We start from the raw sequence: 15,975 nt of genomic DNA on the forward strand, positions 1-15,975 counted from the left end.
TTAGGGTAGCAATAGAGAAAAATCGGCATTTCTGAATTTGGCTATAAAATTCAAAAATAAAATATTCCAAACTCTTATTATCTGCGCTTCAAGCGTCTCTGGGTGAGCTTTTCATCTCTTTAATTAGCAACAGCGAAAATTTTTTATGCTTCTGGTGAAGTATAGTCCATCAAGTTTATACAAACAAAGCCCGCACAGGCGGGCCTTATCCTTATAGCTTTAATGTTCTAGACTCAATATTTAACCGTATTTCTGTCTTTTAGCAAAAGCCAAATTATTAAAGATATATCTAGCTTAAACCTCAGCACAGCACGGATAAACAGAACACAAAGTCGTAGCAAATTAAATTTGGCAAGACTCTGCGTACTTTGCCTTCCCTGAGTTTAAAAACGCTATGCTTTCACACAAAGCTGTACTTGGTTCGCGTAGCCGCACCCTTTAGGATCTTGGGTTTCCTGTTGAACTCATAGTATCTTTGAGCAACGGAAAACCTAACTTTTCCCTTTGCTCAACATATAAATGAGCTACCTTCCTAGCCAAATGCCGAATTCTGGCAATATAGCGAGTTCTCTCCGTCACCGAAATCACACCTCTAGCATCCAACAGATTGAACGTGTGTGAACACTTCATTACATAATCTAAGCTAGGCAAGACCAATCCTCGCTCCGTCAATTGGGTAGCTTCCTGCTCATACAAACTAAACAGCGTCAGTAGCAACTCAGGATTCGACGCTTCAAAGTTATAAGTAGACTGCTCAATCTCACTTTGCAGGAAAACATCTCCATAAGTAATGTTGTCTGTCCACTGAATCTTTGTAAATGCTTCTACTTGCTGGAGATACATTGTCAGCCGCTCTAAGCCGTATGTGATCTCAATCGACACCGGGCGGCAATCAATTCCTCCACACTGTTGGAAGTAGGTAAATTGAGTAACTTCCATCCCATCTAACCATACTTCCCACCCAGTGCCCCAAGCTCCTACCGTTGCATCTTCCCAGTTATCCTCCACAAACCTAACATCGTGGTCTTCAGGACGAATGCCTAAAGCCCTCAAGGAATCCAGATATATCTCTTGAATATTATCTGGTGATGGCTTAATCAGAACTTGGTACTGATAATAGTGTTGAAAACGATTTGGATTTTCGCCGTAGCGCCCATCTGTAGGACGACGACAGGGTTCAATGTAGGCAACAGCCCACGGTTCTGGCCCCAATGCTCTTAAAAATGTATGGGGATTCTTAGTACCAGCCCCCTTCTCAATATCGTAGGGCTGGGCAATGAGACAACCGCGATCGCCCCAAAACTGATGCAATAAACCTATTACTGACTGAAAATTCACGCTTCCTCCTTCTCTACTTAACACAGTGCATAAACCATTGTTGCCTACAACCCAACACTGTAGATAGTTTCAGGAGACGAAGAAACAATCCCAAAATATTTTGGAAAAAGTAGTTGACACAATGAATTAGGTTCGCTATATTGAATAAGTGCCTGAAGCGGAGCGCGAAAGAGCGACGCCAGAAGGACACCGAACCTTGAAAATATTATAGTTTGAAAGCCATTATACAACAAGTGGCCTGCGTCAAGCAAATAAAGAGAACTAAGCTGAAGTTTTAAAAGAGCAGCTAATTGAGCTATAGAGCTTTCCAATACAAAACGGAGAGTTTGATCCTGGCTCAGGATGAACGCTGGCGGTATGCTTAACACATGCAAGTCGAACGAAATCTTCGGATTTAGTGGCGGACGGGTGAGTAACGCGTGAGAATCTGCCTTCAGGTCTGGGACAACCACTGGAAACGGTGGCTAATACCGGATGTGCCGCAAGGTGAAAGGTTAACTGCCTGAAGATGAGCTCGCGTCTGATTAGCTAGTAGGTAGTGTAAAGGACTACCTAGGCGACGATCAGTAGCTGGTCTGAGAGGACGATCAGCCACACTGGGACTGAGACACGGCCCAGACTCCTACGGGAGGCAGCAGTGGGGAATTTTCCGCAATGGGCGAAAGCCTGACGGAGCAATACCGCGTGAGGGAGGAAGGCTCTTGGGTCGTAAACCTCTTTTCTCAGGGAAGAACACAATGACGGTACCTGAGGAATAAGCATCGGCTAACTCCGTGCCAGCAGCCGCGGTAATACGGAGGATGCAAGCGTTATCCGGAATGATTGGGCGTAAAGCGTCCGCAGGTGGCTATGTAAGTCTGCTGTTAAAGAGTCTAGCTCAACTAGATAAGAGCAGTGGAAACTACATGGCTAGAGTGCGTTCGGGGCAGAGGGAATTCCTGGTGTAGCGGTGAAATGCGTAGAGATCAGGAAGAACACCGGTGGCGAAGGCGCTCTGCTAGGCCGCAACTGACACTGAGGGACGAAAGCTAGGGGAGCGAATGGGATTAGATACCCCAGTAGTCCTAGCCGTAAACGATGGATACTAGGCGTGGCTTGTATCGACCCGAGCCGTGCCGTAGCTAACGCGTTAAGTATCCCGCCTGGGGAGTACGCCGGCAACGGTGAAACTCAAAGGAATTGACGGGGGCCCGCACAAGCGGTGGAGTATGTGGTTTAATTCGATGCAACGCGAAGAACCTTACCAAGGCTTGACATGTCGCGAATCCTGGTGAAAGCTGGGAGTGCCTTCGGGAGCGCGAACACAGGTGGTGCATGGCTGTCGTCAGCTCGTGTCGTGAGATGTTGGGTTAAGTCCCGCAACGAGCGCAACCCTCGTTTTTAGTTGCCAGCATTAAGTTGGGCACTCTAGAGAGACTGCCGGTGACAAACCGGAGGAAGGTGGGGATGACGTCAAGTCAGCATGCCCCTTACGCCTTGGGCTACACACGTACTACAATGCTCCGGACAGAGGGCAGCAAGCATGCGAATGCAAGCAAATCCCGTAAACCGGAGCTCAGTTCAGATCGCAGGCTGCAACTCGCCTGCGTGAAGGAGGAATCGCTAGTAATTGCAGGTCAGCATACTGCAGTGAATTCGTTCCCGGGCCTTGTACACACCGCCCGTCACACCATGGAAGCTGGTAGTGCCCGAAGTCATTACTCCAACCTTTCGGGGGGGAGGATGCCTAAGGCAGGACTGGTGACTGGGGTGAAGTCGTAACAAGGTAGCCGTACCGGAAGGTGTGGCTGGATCACCTCCTTTTTAGGGAGACCTATACCCCTTACATATCGAAAAGCATACAGCTATATAGATAGTAAGTTGGTCTAACCTAGGTCGGTCGCAGACATTTGTTGAAAGCTTTCAAACTATGATTTGGTTCGATATGGGCTATTAGCTCAGGTGGTTAGAGCGCACCCCTGATAAGGGTGAGGTCCCTGGTTCGAGTCCAGGATGGCCCACCTGAATCAATTAAAAATGTAAAATTAGAAATTAAAAATGAAGAAAATTCAATTTTTAATTTAAAATTATCAATTTTTAATTGTATCTGGGGGTTTAGCTCAGTTGGTAGAGCGCCTGCTTTGCAAGCAGGATGTCAGCGGTTCGAGTCCGCTAACCTCCACCTGTGGCGATTGCCAAAACAGAAAAGCTAGTGAGAAATCAGCAACATGACTTAATGTTAAGTCAGACTGCTGAGTTAGTTCTCAGCCAGAACCTTGAAAACTGCATAGTAACGCGAAATTAGCAGGCAGACACAGACATTGAGAGTGCTGAGTGCTGAGTGCTGAGTGCTGAGTGAAATCAGTGCAAAGTGATGAGGTAAGCAGGACTAACTATTTGTGAATGCAAAATTGTAGAACAGCAAATGTTTGAGTGGTCAAGTTAATAAGGGCTAACGGTGGATACCTAGGCACACAGAGGCGATGAAGGACGTGGTTACCGACGATATGCTCCGGGGAGTTGGAAGCAAACTTAGATCCGGAGATTTCCGAATGGGGCAACCCTTAATACTACCTGCTGAATATATAGGCAGGAGAGAGCCAACCCAGCGAATTGAAACATCTTAGTAGCTGGAGGAAGAGAAATCAAAACAGAGATTCCCTGAGTAGTGGTGAGCGAAAGGGGAAGAGCCTAAACCAATTGGTTTACCGATTGGGGTAGTGGGACAGCGAGATCGAATCTAGAGGCTAGACGAAGCAGCTAAATACTGCACCAAAGAAGGTGAAAGTCCTGTAGTCGAAAGTCAAAGGATAGTAGCTGAATCCCGAGTAGCATGGGGCACGAGGAATCCCATGTGAATCAGCGAGGACCACCTCGTAAGGCTAAATACTACTGTGTGACCGATAGTGAACCAGTACCGCGAGGGAAAGGTGAAAAGAACCCCGGAAGGGGAGTGAAATAGAACATGAAACCGTTAGCTTACAAGCAGTGGGAGGACTATTTAAAGTCTGACCGCGTGCCTGTTGAAGAATGAGCCGGCGACTTATAGGCACTGGTAGGTTAAAGCGAGAATGCTGGAGCCAAAGGGAAACCGAGTCTGAAAAGGGCGATAATCAGTGTTTATAGACCCGAACCCTGGTGATCTAACCATGGCCAGGATGAAGCTTGGGTAACACCAAGTGGAGGTCCGCACCGACTGATGTTGAAAAATCAGCGGATGAGTTGTGGTTAGGGGTGAAATGCCAATCGAACCAGGAGCTAGCTGGTTCTCCCCGAAATGTGTTTAGGCGCAGCGGTAATGATTATATCTGGGGGGTAAAGCACTGTTTCGGTGCGGGCTGGGAGACCGGTACCAAATCGAGACAAACTCTGAATACCCAGAGCACACATTGCCAGTGAGACAGTGGGGGATAAGCTTCATTGTCAAGAGGGAAACAGCCCAGACCACCAGCTAAGGTCCCCAAATCATCGCTAAGTGATAAAGGAGGTGAGAGTGCACAGACAACTAGGAGGTTTGCCTAGAAGCAGCCACCCTTGAAAGAGTGCGTAATAGCTCACTAGTCAAGCGCTCTCGCGCCGAAAATGAACGGGGCTAAGCGATGTACCGAAGCTGTGGGATTAACTTATGTTAATCGGTAGGGGAGCGTTCCGTCGTAGGTAGAAGCAGTAGCGGCAAGCAGCTGTGGACGAAACGGAAGTGAGAATGTCGGCTTGAGTAGCGCAAATATTGGTGAGAATCCAATACCCCGAAACCCTAAGGTTTCCTCCGCCAGGTTCGTCCCCGGAGGGTTAGTCAGGACCTAAGGCGAGGCCGAACGGCGTAGTCGATGGACAACGGGTTAAAATTCCCGTACTGATTGTAGGTTGTGCAGAGGGACGGAGAAGATAATTGTCAGCCGGATGTTGGTTACCGGTTCAAGCGTCAAGATGTTGAGAGACGGCGAAAACGTTTCGAGTTGAGGCGTGAGTACGACCCACTACGGTGGGGAAGTGGCATAGTCTAGCTTCCAAGAAAAGCTCTAAACACGTTAACTTACAGTTACCTGTACCCGAAACCGACACAGGTAGGGAGGTTGAGAATACCAAGGGGCGCGAGATAACTCTCTCTAAGGAACTCGGCAAAATGGCCCCGTAACTTCGGAAGAAGGGGTGCCCACCTAAGACGTGGGTCGCAGTGAAGAGATCCAGGCGACTGTTTACCAAAAACACAGGTCTCCGCAAAGTCAAATCGACGCAGTATGGGGGCTGACGCCTGCCCAGTGCCGGAAGGTTAAGGAAGTTGGTCAGGGGGAAACCTTGAAGCTAGCGACCGAAGCCCCGGTGAACGGCGGCCGTAACTATAACGGTCCTAAGGTAGCGAAATTCCTTGTCGGGTAAGTTCCGACCCGCACGAAAGGCGTAACGATCTGGATGGTGTCTCAGAGAGAGACTCGGCGAAATAGGAATGTCTGTGAAGATACGGACTGCCTGCACCTGGACAGAAAGACCCTATGAAGCTTTACTGTAGCCTGGAATTGTGTTCGGGCTTGGCTTGCGCAGGATAGGTGGGAGGCGATGAAGTATTCCTTGTGGGGAATATGGAGCCAACGGTGAGATACCACTCTGGCGAAGCTAGAATTCTAACCCATGACCGTTATCCGGTCAGGGAACAGTTTCAGGTGGGCAGTTTGACTGGGGCGGTCGCCTCCTAAAAGGTAACGGAGGCGCGCAAAGGTTCCCTCAGCACGCTTGGAAACCGTGCGACGAGTGTAAAGGCATAAAGGGAGCTTGACTGCAAGACTGACAAGTCGAGCAGGTACGAAAGTAGGCCTTAGTGATCCGACGGCGCAGAGTGGAATGGCCGTCGCTCAACGGATAAAAGTTACTCTAGGGATAACAGGCTGATCTCCCCCAAGAGTCCACATCGACGGGGAGGTTTGGCACCTCGATGTCGGCTCATCGCAACCTGGGGCGGAAGTACGTCCCAAGGGTTGGGCTGTTCGCCCATTAAAGCGGTACGTGAGCTGGGTTCAGAACGTCGTGAGACAGTTCGGTCCATATCCGGTGCAGGCGTAAGAGCATTGAGAGGAGTCCTCCTTAGTACGAGAGGACCGGGAGGAACGCACCGCTGGTGTACCAGTTATCGTGCCAACGGTAAACGCTGGGTAGCCAAGTGCGGAGCGGATAACCGCTGAAAGCATCTAAGTGGGAAGCCCACCTCAAGATGAGTGCTCTCACCACAATAAGTGGGTAAGGTCACGGGCAGAACACCCGTTCTTAGGCGGTAGGTGGAAGTGCAGTAATGTATGTAGCCGAGCCGTGCTAACAGACCGAGGGCTTGACCTCACAACTCATTTGCTCTACTTATTAATAATTCGCGTTACTTGCAGTCTTCAGGGTTTTGAAGTAGTTAGGAGTTAAAAGTTAGGAGTTAAGAGTTATCAATGAATAAACTCTTTTATTTCTAACTTCTCACTCCTAACTCATAACTCTCCAAGTTTTCCTGGTGTCTATTGCGCGGTGGAACCACACTGAACCCTTCCCGAACTCAGAGGTGAAACGCTGCTGCGGCCACGATAGTTTAGGGGTAGCCCTACGCAAAAATAGCTCGATGCCAGGTTCTATTTTTACAACAAGCCCCCTCATAATATTATGAGGGGGCTTTTGCTATTTATTCCAGAGATTTATCTATAAAACATCAACATTATTTTAAATATTTTCTTTTTTAATTGAACTGTGTATTGAACTGTGTATAAGGTTGTCAAATAATCCACTCAAATATTATAAGATTAAATTTTTCTCATTTTTGATTTTCTGAAATGCCACTCGAACTACAAAATCTCACAGGCGGTTACGCTTTAGTACCAATTGTCCAAGATATTAACCTCACACTGCAAACAGGAGAATGGTTGAGTTTAGTTGGTGCTAATGGTTCAGGTAAATCTACTTTACTCAAATTGGTGAGTCGTATTCTCTCACCACAACATGGAACAGTGCTACTTGATGGTAAAGCAATTCACTCTCAACCCCCAAATCTAGTTGCACAAAAACTGGCATTATTACCGCAACAACAAACGGTTCCCGTTGGGTTAACAGTGCGACAATTAGTAAGTTTAGGACGCACGCCGCATCAATCTTGGTGGCAATGGGAACTAAAGGCTGAAGATTGGCTCAAAGTGGAAACTGCAATTAAAAAGACACAACTAGAAAAACTGAGCGATCGCTTAGTTGAACAACTATCAGGCGGTGAAAGACAACGGGCTTTTTTAGCTCTAGCACTAGCGCAAGAGCCAAAAGTTTTACTATTAGATGAACCGACAACTTTTTTAGATATCAACTATCAATTGCAACTATTGGAACTGCTCAAAGGACTGAATCAGCAGCAGGAATTAACTATTATTACAGTTTTACACGAACTGAATTTGGCAGCACGGTATAGTTCCCGTATTGGATTATTAAAACAGGGTCATATTTGGGAAGTTGGTACACCGGAACAAGTCCTGACACCAAATGCGATCGCACAAGTCTTCGGTGTAGAATCAGTGATTATTCACACGCCTGTCGGATTACAGGTTTGTGCCATTTCTGCTGTTGAAAATCTGCCAAGCTAGCAAAATCTAAATACTTGGATACTCTATTCTGTAAAGATATGAGGGTATCCAAGTGGGGAAATAAGCAGAGGGCTGAACGCTCATCCTAAGACTTGGTTTCTTGTGTCTGTGCGTCGATAATTACACTCCAGTCATCATTTGTCACAGCAGCTTCAAGTTGACGCTGACGTTCGACTTCACTCGCATCTATTGTTTCTGACTCTTTAGAAAGAGTTGTGTCAGCCATTGCTTTCCGCAGTTTTAGCTTTTTCTCCTCATAAGCTTGGCGTTCCGCCTCTGACATTACCGCTTTTGCAGCTTCGCCTACCGTGCTAGCCCACATTCCGCGATCAGTTGCGTTACCAGGTGGTGTACTTTCGAGTTCTGCTATCCACGCATCTCGCAAATCTTCCATTTCTTGACGCTTGGGGAACTTGAATGCTTGCACGCGGACAAAAGCACACTTTTGCTTACCATTTTTAGTGACATGACCGTTTAGGGAAAGCAATACATTCCGAGAATAGCCAATGTGCTGTGTACAGCGTACTGCGTCCAATACTGCGTAAACACCTGCAATTTTAGCATTCTGAGCAGCTGCACTCCAAGTCTCAAGATCAATGATTTCAGTACCATCGTTTGCCAGTTCAGGGGTTATACTCACCTCAATGGCGGTGTGTTCGTCATCGGAACTATACAAAAAGTCATGTAGTCCACGGTGGTTTATGGGGACATTTTGATGTTCAATTGACGACGAGTTGTGCTGAGTTTCCATTGCAGTTGATCTCCGAGTTATTAATTAGCGATGCCAATGGCAAGCGCGAAGCGCTACGTAAATATATGCTCTTAAAATATTGAAGCTTAAATCTACTCACATCCCCAAATTCTTTTTCTTAAGGATTCTGACAAAGTGAAAACAACTATTAGAATTTATATGAATCAATTGATACCTAAAAATTGGATATTCATCAAACAGAGACTAACTCCTTATTTATTTTTACTACCCGCTTTGGTTCTTTTGGGGTTAACTGTTTTTTGGCCTGCACTCCAAGCGTTTTACCTCAGTTTTACTAGCTATGAAGATATTGCCCAGCCACCAGAATGGATAGGTTTCGCAAACTTTCTCAAGCTTTGGAAAGATGCGGTTTTTTGGAAAACCTTGGAAAACACTTTTCTATATCTTGTTGGTGTAGTACCAATTTTAGTAATTGCTCCCTTAGTACTGGCAATATTGGTAAATCAAAAACTGCGGGGGATGAATTGGTTTAGATCGGCATACTACACTCCAGTGGTAATTTCAATGGTGGTTGCGGGAATAGCTTGGAAATGGCTTTACGCAGAAAACGGATTACTTAATCAGTTATTTAAAGCTTTAGGTCTTTTTCCAGAAGGTATTCCTTGGCTGACTAGCCCAGACAAAATTTTTGGTATTGTACCAATTTCTCTTGCCAGTGTGATGGCTGTCACCGTGTGGAAAGGACTAGGCTACTACATGGTGATTTATTTAGCTGGGTTGCAATCAATTCCCGCTGATGTGTATGAAGCCGCTGCAATTGATGGCTCGGATGGGATCAGCAAACATTGGGATATTACCATACCTTTAATGAAACCGTATCTGGCACTAGTGGCGGTAATTTCGGCTATTTCTGCAACCAAAGTATTTGAAGAGGTATACATTATGACCCAAGGGGGGCCACTCAGTAGCTCGAAAACGATTGTTTATTATCTATATGAGCAAGCCTTCAACAATTTGGAAATTAGCTACGCTTGCACAATTGGGCTAGTGCTATTTTTGATAATTTTAGGGTTATCAATTTTGCGATTAGTTATTAATAAACAGGAGGGAGATAATATTACAATTTGATATTTAAACTGCACAAAATCAAACTTGGTAAGACATAGCTATTTAGAAGCAAGGAGAAAAGGGAATAACAAGGATATGAATTTTGGATAATGGTAAAGCGATGCCTACGCCCTTTCAATTCTTTTTTATTTAAAACCGCGTTTGATACTCCACTACTGCACGACTATCATCGGTTAAATTAGTGGAAGCACGCACACGAAATTCGTCGTTTATCCGGTAATTAACACCCCATTGGAAGGGGTCATTTGTTGTTAGTATCTTGATACTGGAAACAGATATTTTGGAAGAAATATCAATCCCAGCTTCCGCTGCTAATTCTAAAGTTGAATTGCTTCTTCCAGCTTCGGGATTTTCAGAAATCACGGTAGGAAATATCCGTAACTCACTTAAACCAAAAGTACTGCCTATCTGGTTAAAAGCTGACTGAAAATTGTTGAACACAGCCGAACCTGCGATGTTAATTAGACCTAAAGTACTGTCAGCACGTCCTTGGGTGTCTACAAATCCACCTCCTAAAAGAGCAACAATTTCGGTTTGACTACGTGACGGACTGCTTGTTAATTCTAGATTTTCGTTTAGTTTGCTAGCTAAACCGTTGATAGTGGCTTCGACTCGAACACTTTCTAAGGATGATAAACCTGTGGTATTTATCCGGCTGAAATCATTACTTTGAGTTACGTCTAGTACTTTGGCAAATAGCCGAATATCTAAGTCGGGGTCGCGGGGTTGAGTGGGACTAAATGTTGCGGTATGCTTATAGCCACGAGCAAGATTAAATTGGGTAGTAAATAAATTTACGCCACCTTTTTCTAACTGGATAGTGCCGTCGGGTATTGGCTGATTGATTAAGCCGTTAACTATGAGATTACCAGTGGCGCGGAAGTTGAGAATAGGTGGACGGGTAATTTGGACGTTTTTGCCTAGTTCTAAATCTAGATTATTAAATCTAGCGATCGCATTTCCTATTCCATTCCCAATTTCAGCTTTACTCTGCTTATTCTCTTTTGTGGGTGATACACCAAGACCAGTATCATTTACAGATGAAGTTGCGTCAGTAGATTCTGCCAGCAATACCTGACCATCAAATAAGTTTACTTTACCACCAATTACTGGGCTAAGGGCAGAACCAGTAATCTGCAAATTGCCGCTAGCACCTCCCTGGTAAAGTCCCTTCAGATTCAACGCTAGCTGATCGAGATTAACTGTCAGGGGATTGTTGATAGTGGCGTTCTCATTGTTGAAAATGGGAATTTCCCCAGCAGCTTCTACCTTTCCACGGCTAAATCTACCTTCAAGATTTTCTACTAAGATGCGGTCAAAATTAAACAGTACTCTACCTGTTACACGTCTCAGCTTACCTGGCAAAGCCTGGGCTGAAAAAGTAGCATTACTAATAGTAGCAATTCCATCTACTTCGGGTTTTTGCAACGTTCCGCGCACCTTGAGGTCTATTTCTCCTTCACCTTTCTCAAATACCACTTGATTAGTTAATGCGTTTAACAGTGCCAATCCCTCGTTTTCCAACTTCATATCCAAACTGATTTGCTCACTGTCTGGTGCGACGGAGGCAAAAGGCAATTTATAAGGAATGCTGCCAGTAATATCAACAGGTTTTGGCCCGGCAACGGCTAAAGTACTACCAAAGTTTAAGCGTCCATTGGCATAGCTGAAACTTGCGATCGCTGACTCTATTTTATTCTGATTTAGTATTCCTTCTACAATTTGCAATTCCCCTCTAGCTTGGGGATTAGCAATGCTGCCTGCTAAAGCTGCTGTACCGTTAAGATTCCCTGTGATTCCAACTGGTAGTTTGACAACATTATTCAATAGTTGTACGGGAAAATTATTCACCCGTAACTGGCCAGATTGTTCATCACCGCCAACGTTACCCGTGAAGGCAATCAGCCTGTTTTCAGATTCGAGTCGTAATGGTCGCAAACTTAAAACACCGTTTTCAAAGTTGCCTTCGGCAATCACTTTGTCGGCAGTATAAAAACGATTTTTTTCTTCCTTTTTACCCCAGGCAAAGTTTTGTCCATTCAAATTAAAATCCACTGATAATCCATTGGCTGTAGCTGTATTTACAGCCACTTCCCCGTTGAAAGTCCCCTTTAAGTCTGCCAAATCTGGTATGGGAGTGGAATTAAGCCGCTGTTCTTCCTGTTCTGCTACCAAAGCTTCAATTTCAGAAAACCGTTGGATTTGGGTTAATAAGGGTTGATTTGGCGCTCCTTGGGAGGTAGTGGTTAGATCCGCTGCTGTGCCGTAGATTTCTGCTGAACCACCTGGCAAATTTTGTAAATCAAATATCTGTGCTACAGATAAAACATCTTGGATCTCTCCCTGTTTGACGTTCAGTTTACCTTGTAGTTGAGGCCCTTTAGGGCTTTGGGCAAAAGTACCGACAAGAGCGTAGCTACTTTTGCCTTTGACAAATTCGCTACTGGCGAGTGTGGCTTTACCTTCACCGTAACGGAATTGAGCAGCTATTCGATCGCCTTTAACTCGGCCAATTTGCGGATCAGCGATCGCAAAATTCCCCGTTGTTGCCAATGTCTGCTGATTAAACAGCAAATCCCCAGTTAACAATCCAGCTATCTTACCAGTACCCAGGCGAGTAATTGGCGGCGGAGTCAAGTTCAATATTTGTAAGGGGAAATTGGCAACTTTGAGCGCCCAATCATTCCCTTGAATGTTGCCTGTAGCTGATGCTTGCTGCCATTTTACTAAGAAGGATTTCGGGCGATTATTGGCATCTAAATTAAAGGCCAGGCGATCGCTATTTCCTGCCAAGTTCAAATTTAAACCGCGTCCCTGTGCTGAATCGATGTTTCCAGTCAACAACGGCTCAAAAGCAATATCTTGAACAACCAAGTCTCGTAAATTAATTTGCCCTACTACATTTGGCAAGGGCAGCTTACCAGTGATTTGACCATTAAAATCAACTCTCCCCGCCACAGCAACCTGATTAGGAAGATTAATCGGTAACTGTTTTAAGTTGTAATTCTCTGCTTGGACGTTGAGATTTAGGGCAGTAATTTCCGGTACACCTGCCTTTGTGGCATTGGCTAATATATTACCAGTAACACTTAAACCGGGAGCAGTTGCTCGCTCAATGGTCAGCCTTTCACCACTCCAAGCGATCGCAGCCGTCAGAGGTTGTTCAAGGCCAGGGATACCTTGGGATAATTGCACCTTTCCAGCAGCACGCACATCAGCTAATTTGGATGATCCTAACGTGCCAGCTAATTGCAACTGACCGCCAAATTGACCCCGCAATTGCTGATTTAATCGATTTAATTCCACACCGGAAGCATCAACTACAGCTTGATAGCGACCATTAGCTACTTGAATATTAGAAGCTGCGATCGTTCCACCTGCAACATCCAACCGTCCTTGACCGCTGGCTTGGATGGTTTGCGGTTGGAACGATTCAATAGAACCAGCCACGTTTGCTTGACCAGTTAAGGCTCCCCGGAACTGCGGGGGTACTGCTGCCAACTGCTGCAACGGTAAATTATTTGCTTGAACTTGTGCCTGATATAAACCATTACCGACTTGGATATTAGAGGCTGTAATAGTTCCACCTGCAACATCCACTCGCGCTTGACCTATAGCTTGGATAGTTTGTGGTTGGAACGATTCAACAGAACCCGCCACGTTTACTTGACCAGTTAACGTCCCTCGGAACTGTGGTGGTACTGCTGCCAACTGCCGCACAGGTACATTCTTAGCTTGAACTTGCGCTTGATATACACCATTACCCACTTGGATATTATTAGCTGTAATAGTTCCACCAGCAACATTGACCCGCGCCTGACCACTGGCTTGAATAGTTTGTGGTTGAAACGATTCAACAGAACCCGCTACGTTAAACTGACCAGTTAACGCTCCTTGGAACTGCTTTGGTAATGTTGCCAACTGCTGCACAGGCACATTTTTAGCCTGAACTTGCGCTTGATATACACCATTACCCACTTGAATATTATTGGCTGTAACCGTGCCACGACCAATAGTAAGGCGACCTTCCCCAGTGCCACGGAGGGTTTTCAGACTGAAATTATCTCTGTTACCTGCGATTTGGAACGTACCCGCCAATGGATTATTTAAAGCTGGGGGAGACTGTTTCAATATCCGCCCCAGCCGCACACCATTAGCTATAAGTTGAGCAGAAAAGCCTTGGTCTTGTAGTTGGACATTAGAAACTACAACTGTGCCGCCACCAATTTGAACTCCTGCACCATCACTGCGAATCGTGGCAATTTCAAATGGTGCTGTGCTGCCTGAGAGGATGAGACGACCATTAAACTGTGCCCCTGCCAACGAGACATTTTGCAGTTGACTTTTGTCTACAAAGGGTTCCAATTTCACCCCAGAGGCAACAGCCACAGCTTGCCAACGATCATTGGTATAACTACCAGTTGCCCGGACTTTACCACCACTTACATTCAGAGCCACATTACGGAAAGAGACGGTGCGATTTGGAGCGATCGCAACTTCGCCAGTTCCGGGGTAAGTTCCGTTAGGAGCTTGGAATTTTACCACAGTTTGGACATTGGTAGGAGCGCCGGTTAGTTGGGCTGTAGCTGAGACATTGCCGATTTGGAAAGCGGGAGTTGTTTCATAAACTTTTGCGATCGCATCCCCTGGAACATTCTTGGCAGCAAAATTTAAATCTAGTCGCGGGGTTTCACCAAGTTGAATTTTACCAGCGCCTGTGATGTCACCACCAACTTTGGCCTTACCTTGAATATCTTTGAGGGTAATTAAAGAGGAACTAGTAACAAGCTCAAACTTACTACTGATGCTATTAAAATCAACTTTATCAATCCGGGCAGTTTGAATTGTTGCAACTGTACCTGAGAGAATTGGTGCTTTAGTTGATCCGGTAATCTGCAAAGAAGCTTGTACTTGTCCAGCGATCGGCACAGGTAGTTTTACTTTGAGAGTCTCTTGGGCATTAGCCAAACTTACCGTATTTACACGCCCTGCTAACTTAAAGCCTGCTTGAGTGTCGATAATTCCCGTAGCCACTAGGGGGATTTTACCGTAGTTGGTAGTAACATTATCTAACTGCAACTCCGTTCCCTGAAAACGGAGATTTCCTTGACTATTGCTCAACAGTTGCGGGACTTTGGGTATTTGAAGTGTTAACCCTTGCACAGCCGCACTGCCATACAATAAAGTATCCTGTCCTGGCATCAACCGAACTAACAAGTCGCCATTGGCTCGACCAGTCACTAAGTTCACTGGTAACTTAATTAGGCGAGTAATATCCGCAGCCAGCAAATCTTGCGATCGCAACTGAAAGTTACCCGCTAGAACCTTAGAACGCGTCTCACCCTGAATCGAAATATTACCACCACTATCTGCCTGACCCCCCACTTCAAACCTGACCAACTGGTTATTCGCTAAAAGTTGGGCAGATCCATTCAGTTGAGAAAATGTTATGGGAGATAAGGACGATGAAGGTAATGTCGCTCCCTTATCTCCCCCTGCTTCCTCTGCCCCCTGCCCCCCGCCCCCTGCTTCTTCTGCCCTCTCCTGCGGCATCAACGCCAGCTTGGCATTGCGAAACCGCAAATTGTCCAAATCGGTTTTAATTGCGCCGCCTTCACCTGACGGCGCTAAATTAGTGGAAACCCAGCGCCCTTGTTCATCTTGGTCAATGTAAATATCTGGATTGACTAAGGTAACATCTAGCTTTAAGTGGCGGTTAAAGATTAGTTGTGGCAGGTCAAAACCCACCTCTACAGCTTCGACTGCGGCCCGATCTGGATCTGTGGGTGTGGCTGGAATAGCTGAAGCCCCAAACTGCACTCCCGTCAACGAAAATTGTGTGACTCTTCCCAGTTTTACCGGACGGTTGAGTGTAGTCGTGAGACTTTGTTGTGCCAAAGGTGTTAATTCTGTTTGGACAAAAGTCCACAACCGCCAAATACCGATGATAACTCCTAACAGTAAAAGTCCGCCCAAAGTAATGCTACCCCGACTCAACACCAGCAACCACAGACGCTTGCGGATAGGGGACGGGGAGAGAATATCTTGATTGGGAGTTTTAGTCATTTGCTTTCACTGTATTAATTACCAGATGTCGCTGGCACACACAAGCATTAACTGACACATTCATTCAGTATGCCATTTCCAGGATACGCCAACTAAACCCAAGACCTCATTGGTTAAGTTACGGTATTTGCTTGATCCAATACTTATGCTTAATAATATTGG

The 15,975-nt window shown here is 45.7% G+C and carries 5 protein-coding genes, 2 tRNA genes and 3 rRNA genes; 7 read left to right on the forward strand and 3 right to left on the reverse strand.

The features are described 5' to 3' along the window. Nucleotides 1-438: 438 nt before the first annotated feature. The gene (gene glyQ / locus ACWATR_RS19425) at nucleotides 439-1,338 is read right to left on the reverse strand and encodes a glycine--tRNA ligase subunit alpha (protein ID WP_460335831.1); all 900 of its coding nucleotides are present in this window, start codon (nucleotides 1,336-1,338) and stop codon (nucleotides 439-441) included. A gap of 314 nt (nucleotides 1,339-1,652) precedes the next feature. On the opposite strand from glyQ, the gene ACWATR_RS19430 reads away from it, so the two are divergent. From ACWATR_RS19430 to ACWATR_RS19455, 6 genes are all read left to right on the forward strand, one after another. Next, nucleotides 1,653-3,141: ribosomal RNA gene (locus ACWATR_RS19430) — 16S ribosomal RNA — on the forward strand. A 123-nt stretch (nucleotides 3,142-3,264) separates the two neighbouring features. After that, nucleotides 3,265-3,338 (forward strand) — tRNA-Ile (locus tag ACWATR_RS19435). Nucleotides 3,339-3,426: 88 nt separating this feature from the next. Beyond that, a tRNA-Ala gene (locus ACWATR_RS19440) sits at nucleotides 3,427-3,499 on the forward strand. 253 nt (nucleotides 3,500-3,752) lie between these two features. Next, a 23S ribosomal RNA gene (locus ACWATR_RS19445) occupies nucleotides 3,753-6,642 on the forward strand. A 156-nt stretch (nucleotides 6,643-6,798) separates the two neighbouring features. Then, a 5S ribosomal RNA gene (gene rrf / locus ACWATR_RS19450) occupies nucleotides 6,799-6,916 on the forward strand. The 16S, 23S and 5S rRNA genes sit together here with 2 tRNA genes alongside, the layout of an rRNA operon. Before the next feature lie 199 nt (nucleotides 6,917-7,115). Next, a complete protein-coding gene (locus tag ACWATR_RS19455; RefSeq protein WP_460335834.1) occupies nucleotides 7,116-7,907 on the forward strand; it encodes an ABC transporter ATP-binding protein in 792 nt (263 codons plus the stop codon). Nucleotides 7,908-7,992: 85 nt separating this feature from the next. Here ACWATR_RS19455 and ACWATR_RS19460 read toward each other — a convergent pair whose 3' ends face one another. Continuing rightward, complete coding sequence (locus tag ACWATR_RS19460; protein WP_460335837.1) at nucleotides 7,993-8,658, reverse strand: GIY-YIG nuclease family protein; 666 nt, start codon at nucleotides 8,656-8,658, stop codon at nucleotides 7,993-7,995. Nucleotides 8,659-8,817: 159 nt separating this feature from the next. Between ACWATR_RS19460 and ACWATR_RS19465 the strand changes: the two genes are divergently transcribed. Further along, complete coding sequence (locus ACWATR_RS19465; protein WP_460335840.1) at nucleotides 8,818-9,747, forward strand: carbohydrate ABC transporter permease; 930 nt, start codon at nucleotides 8,818-8,820, stop codon at nucleotides 9,745-9,747. Nucleotides 9,748-9,876: 129 nt separating this feature from the next. Here ACWATR_RS19465 and ACWATR_RS19470 read toward each other — a convergent pair whose 3' ends face one another. Further along, on the reverse strand, nucleotides 9,877-15,813 hold the full coding sequence (locus tag ACWATR_RS19470) for a translocation/assembly module TamB domain-containing protein (RefSeq protein ID WP_460335843.1): 5,937 nt from the start codon (nucleotides 15,811-15,813) through the stop codon (nucleotides 9,877-9,879). Nucleotides 15,814-15,975 lie beyond the last annotated feature (162 nt).

The sequence above is a fragment of the Nostoc sp. UIC 10890 genome (assembly GCF_054786515.1).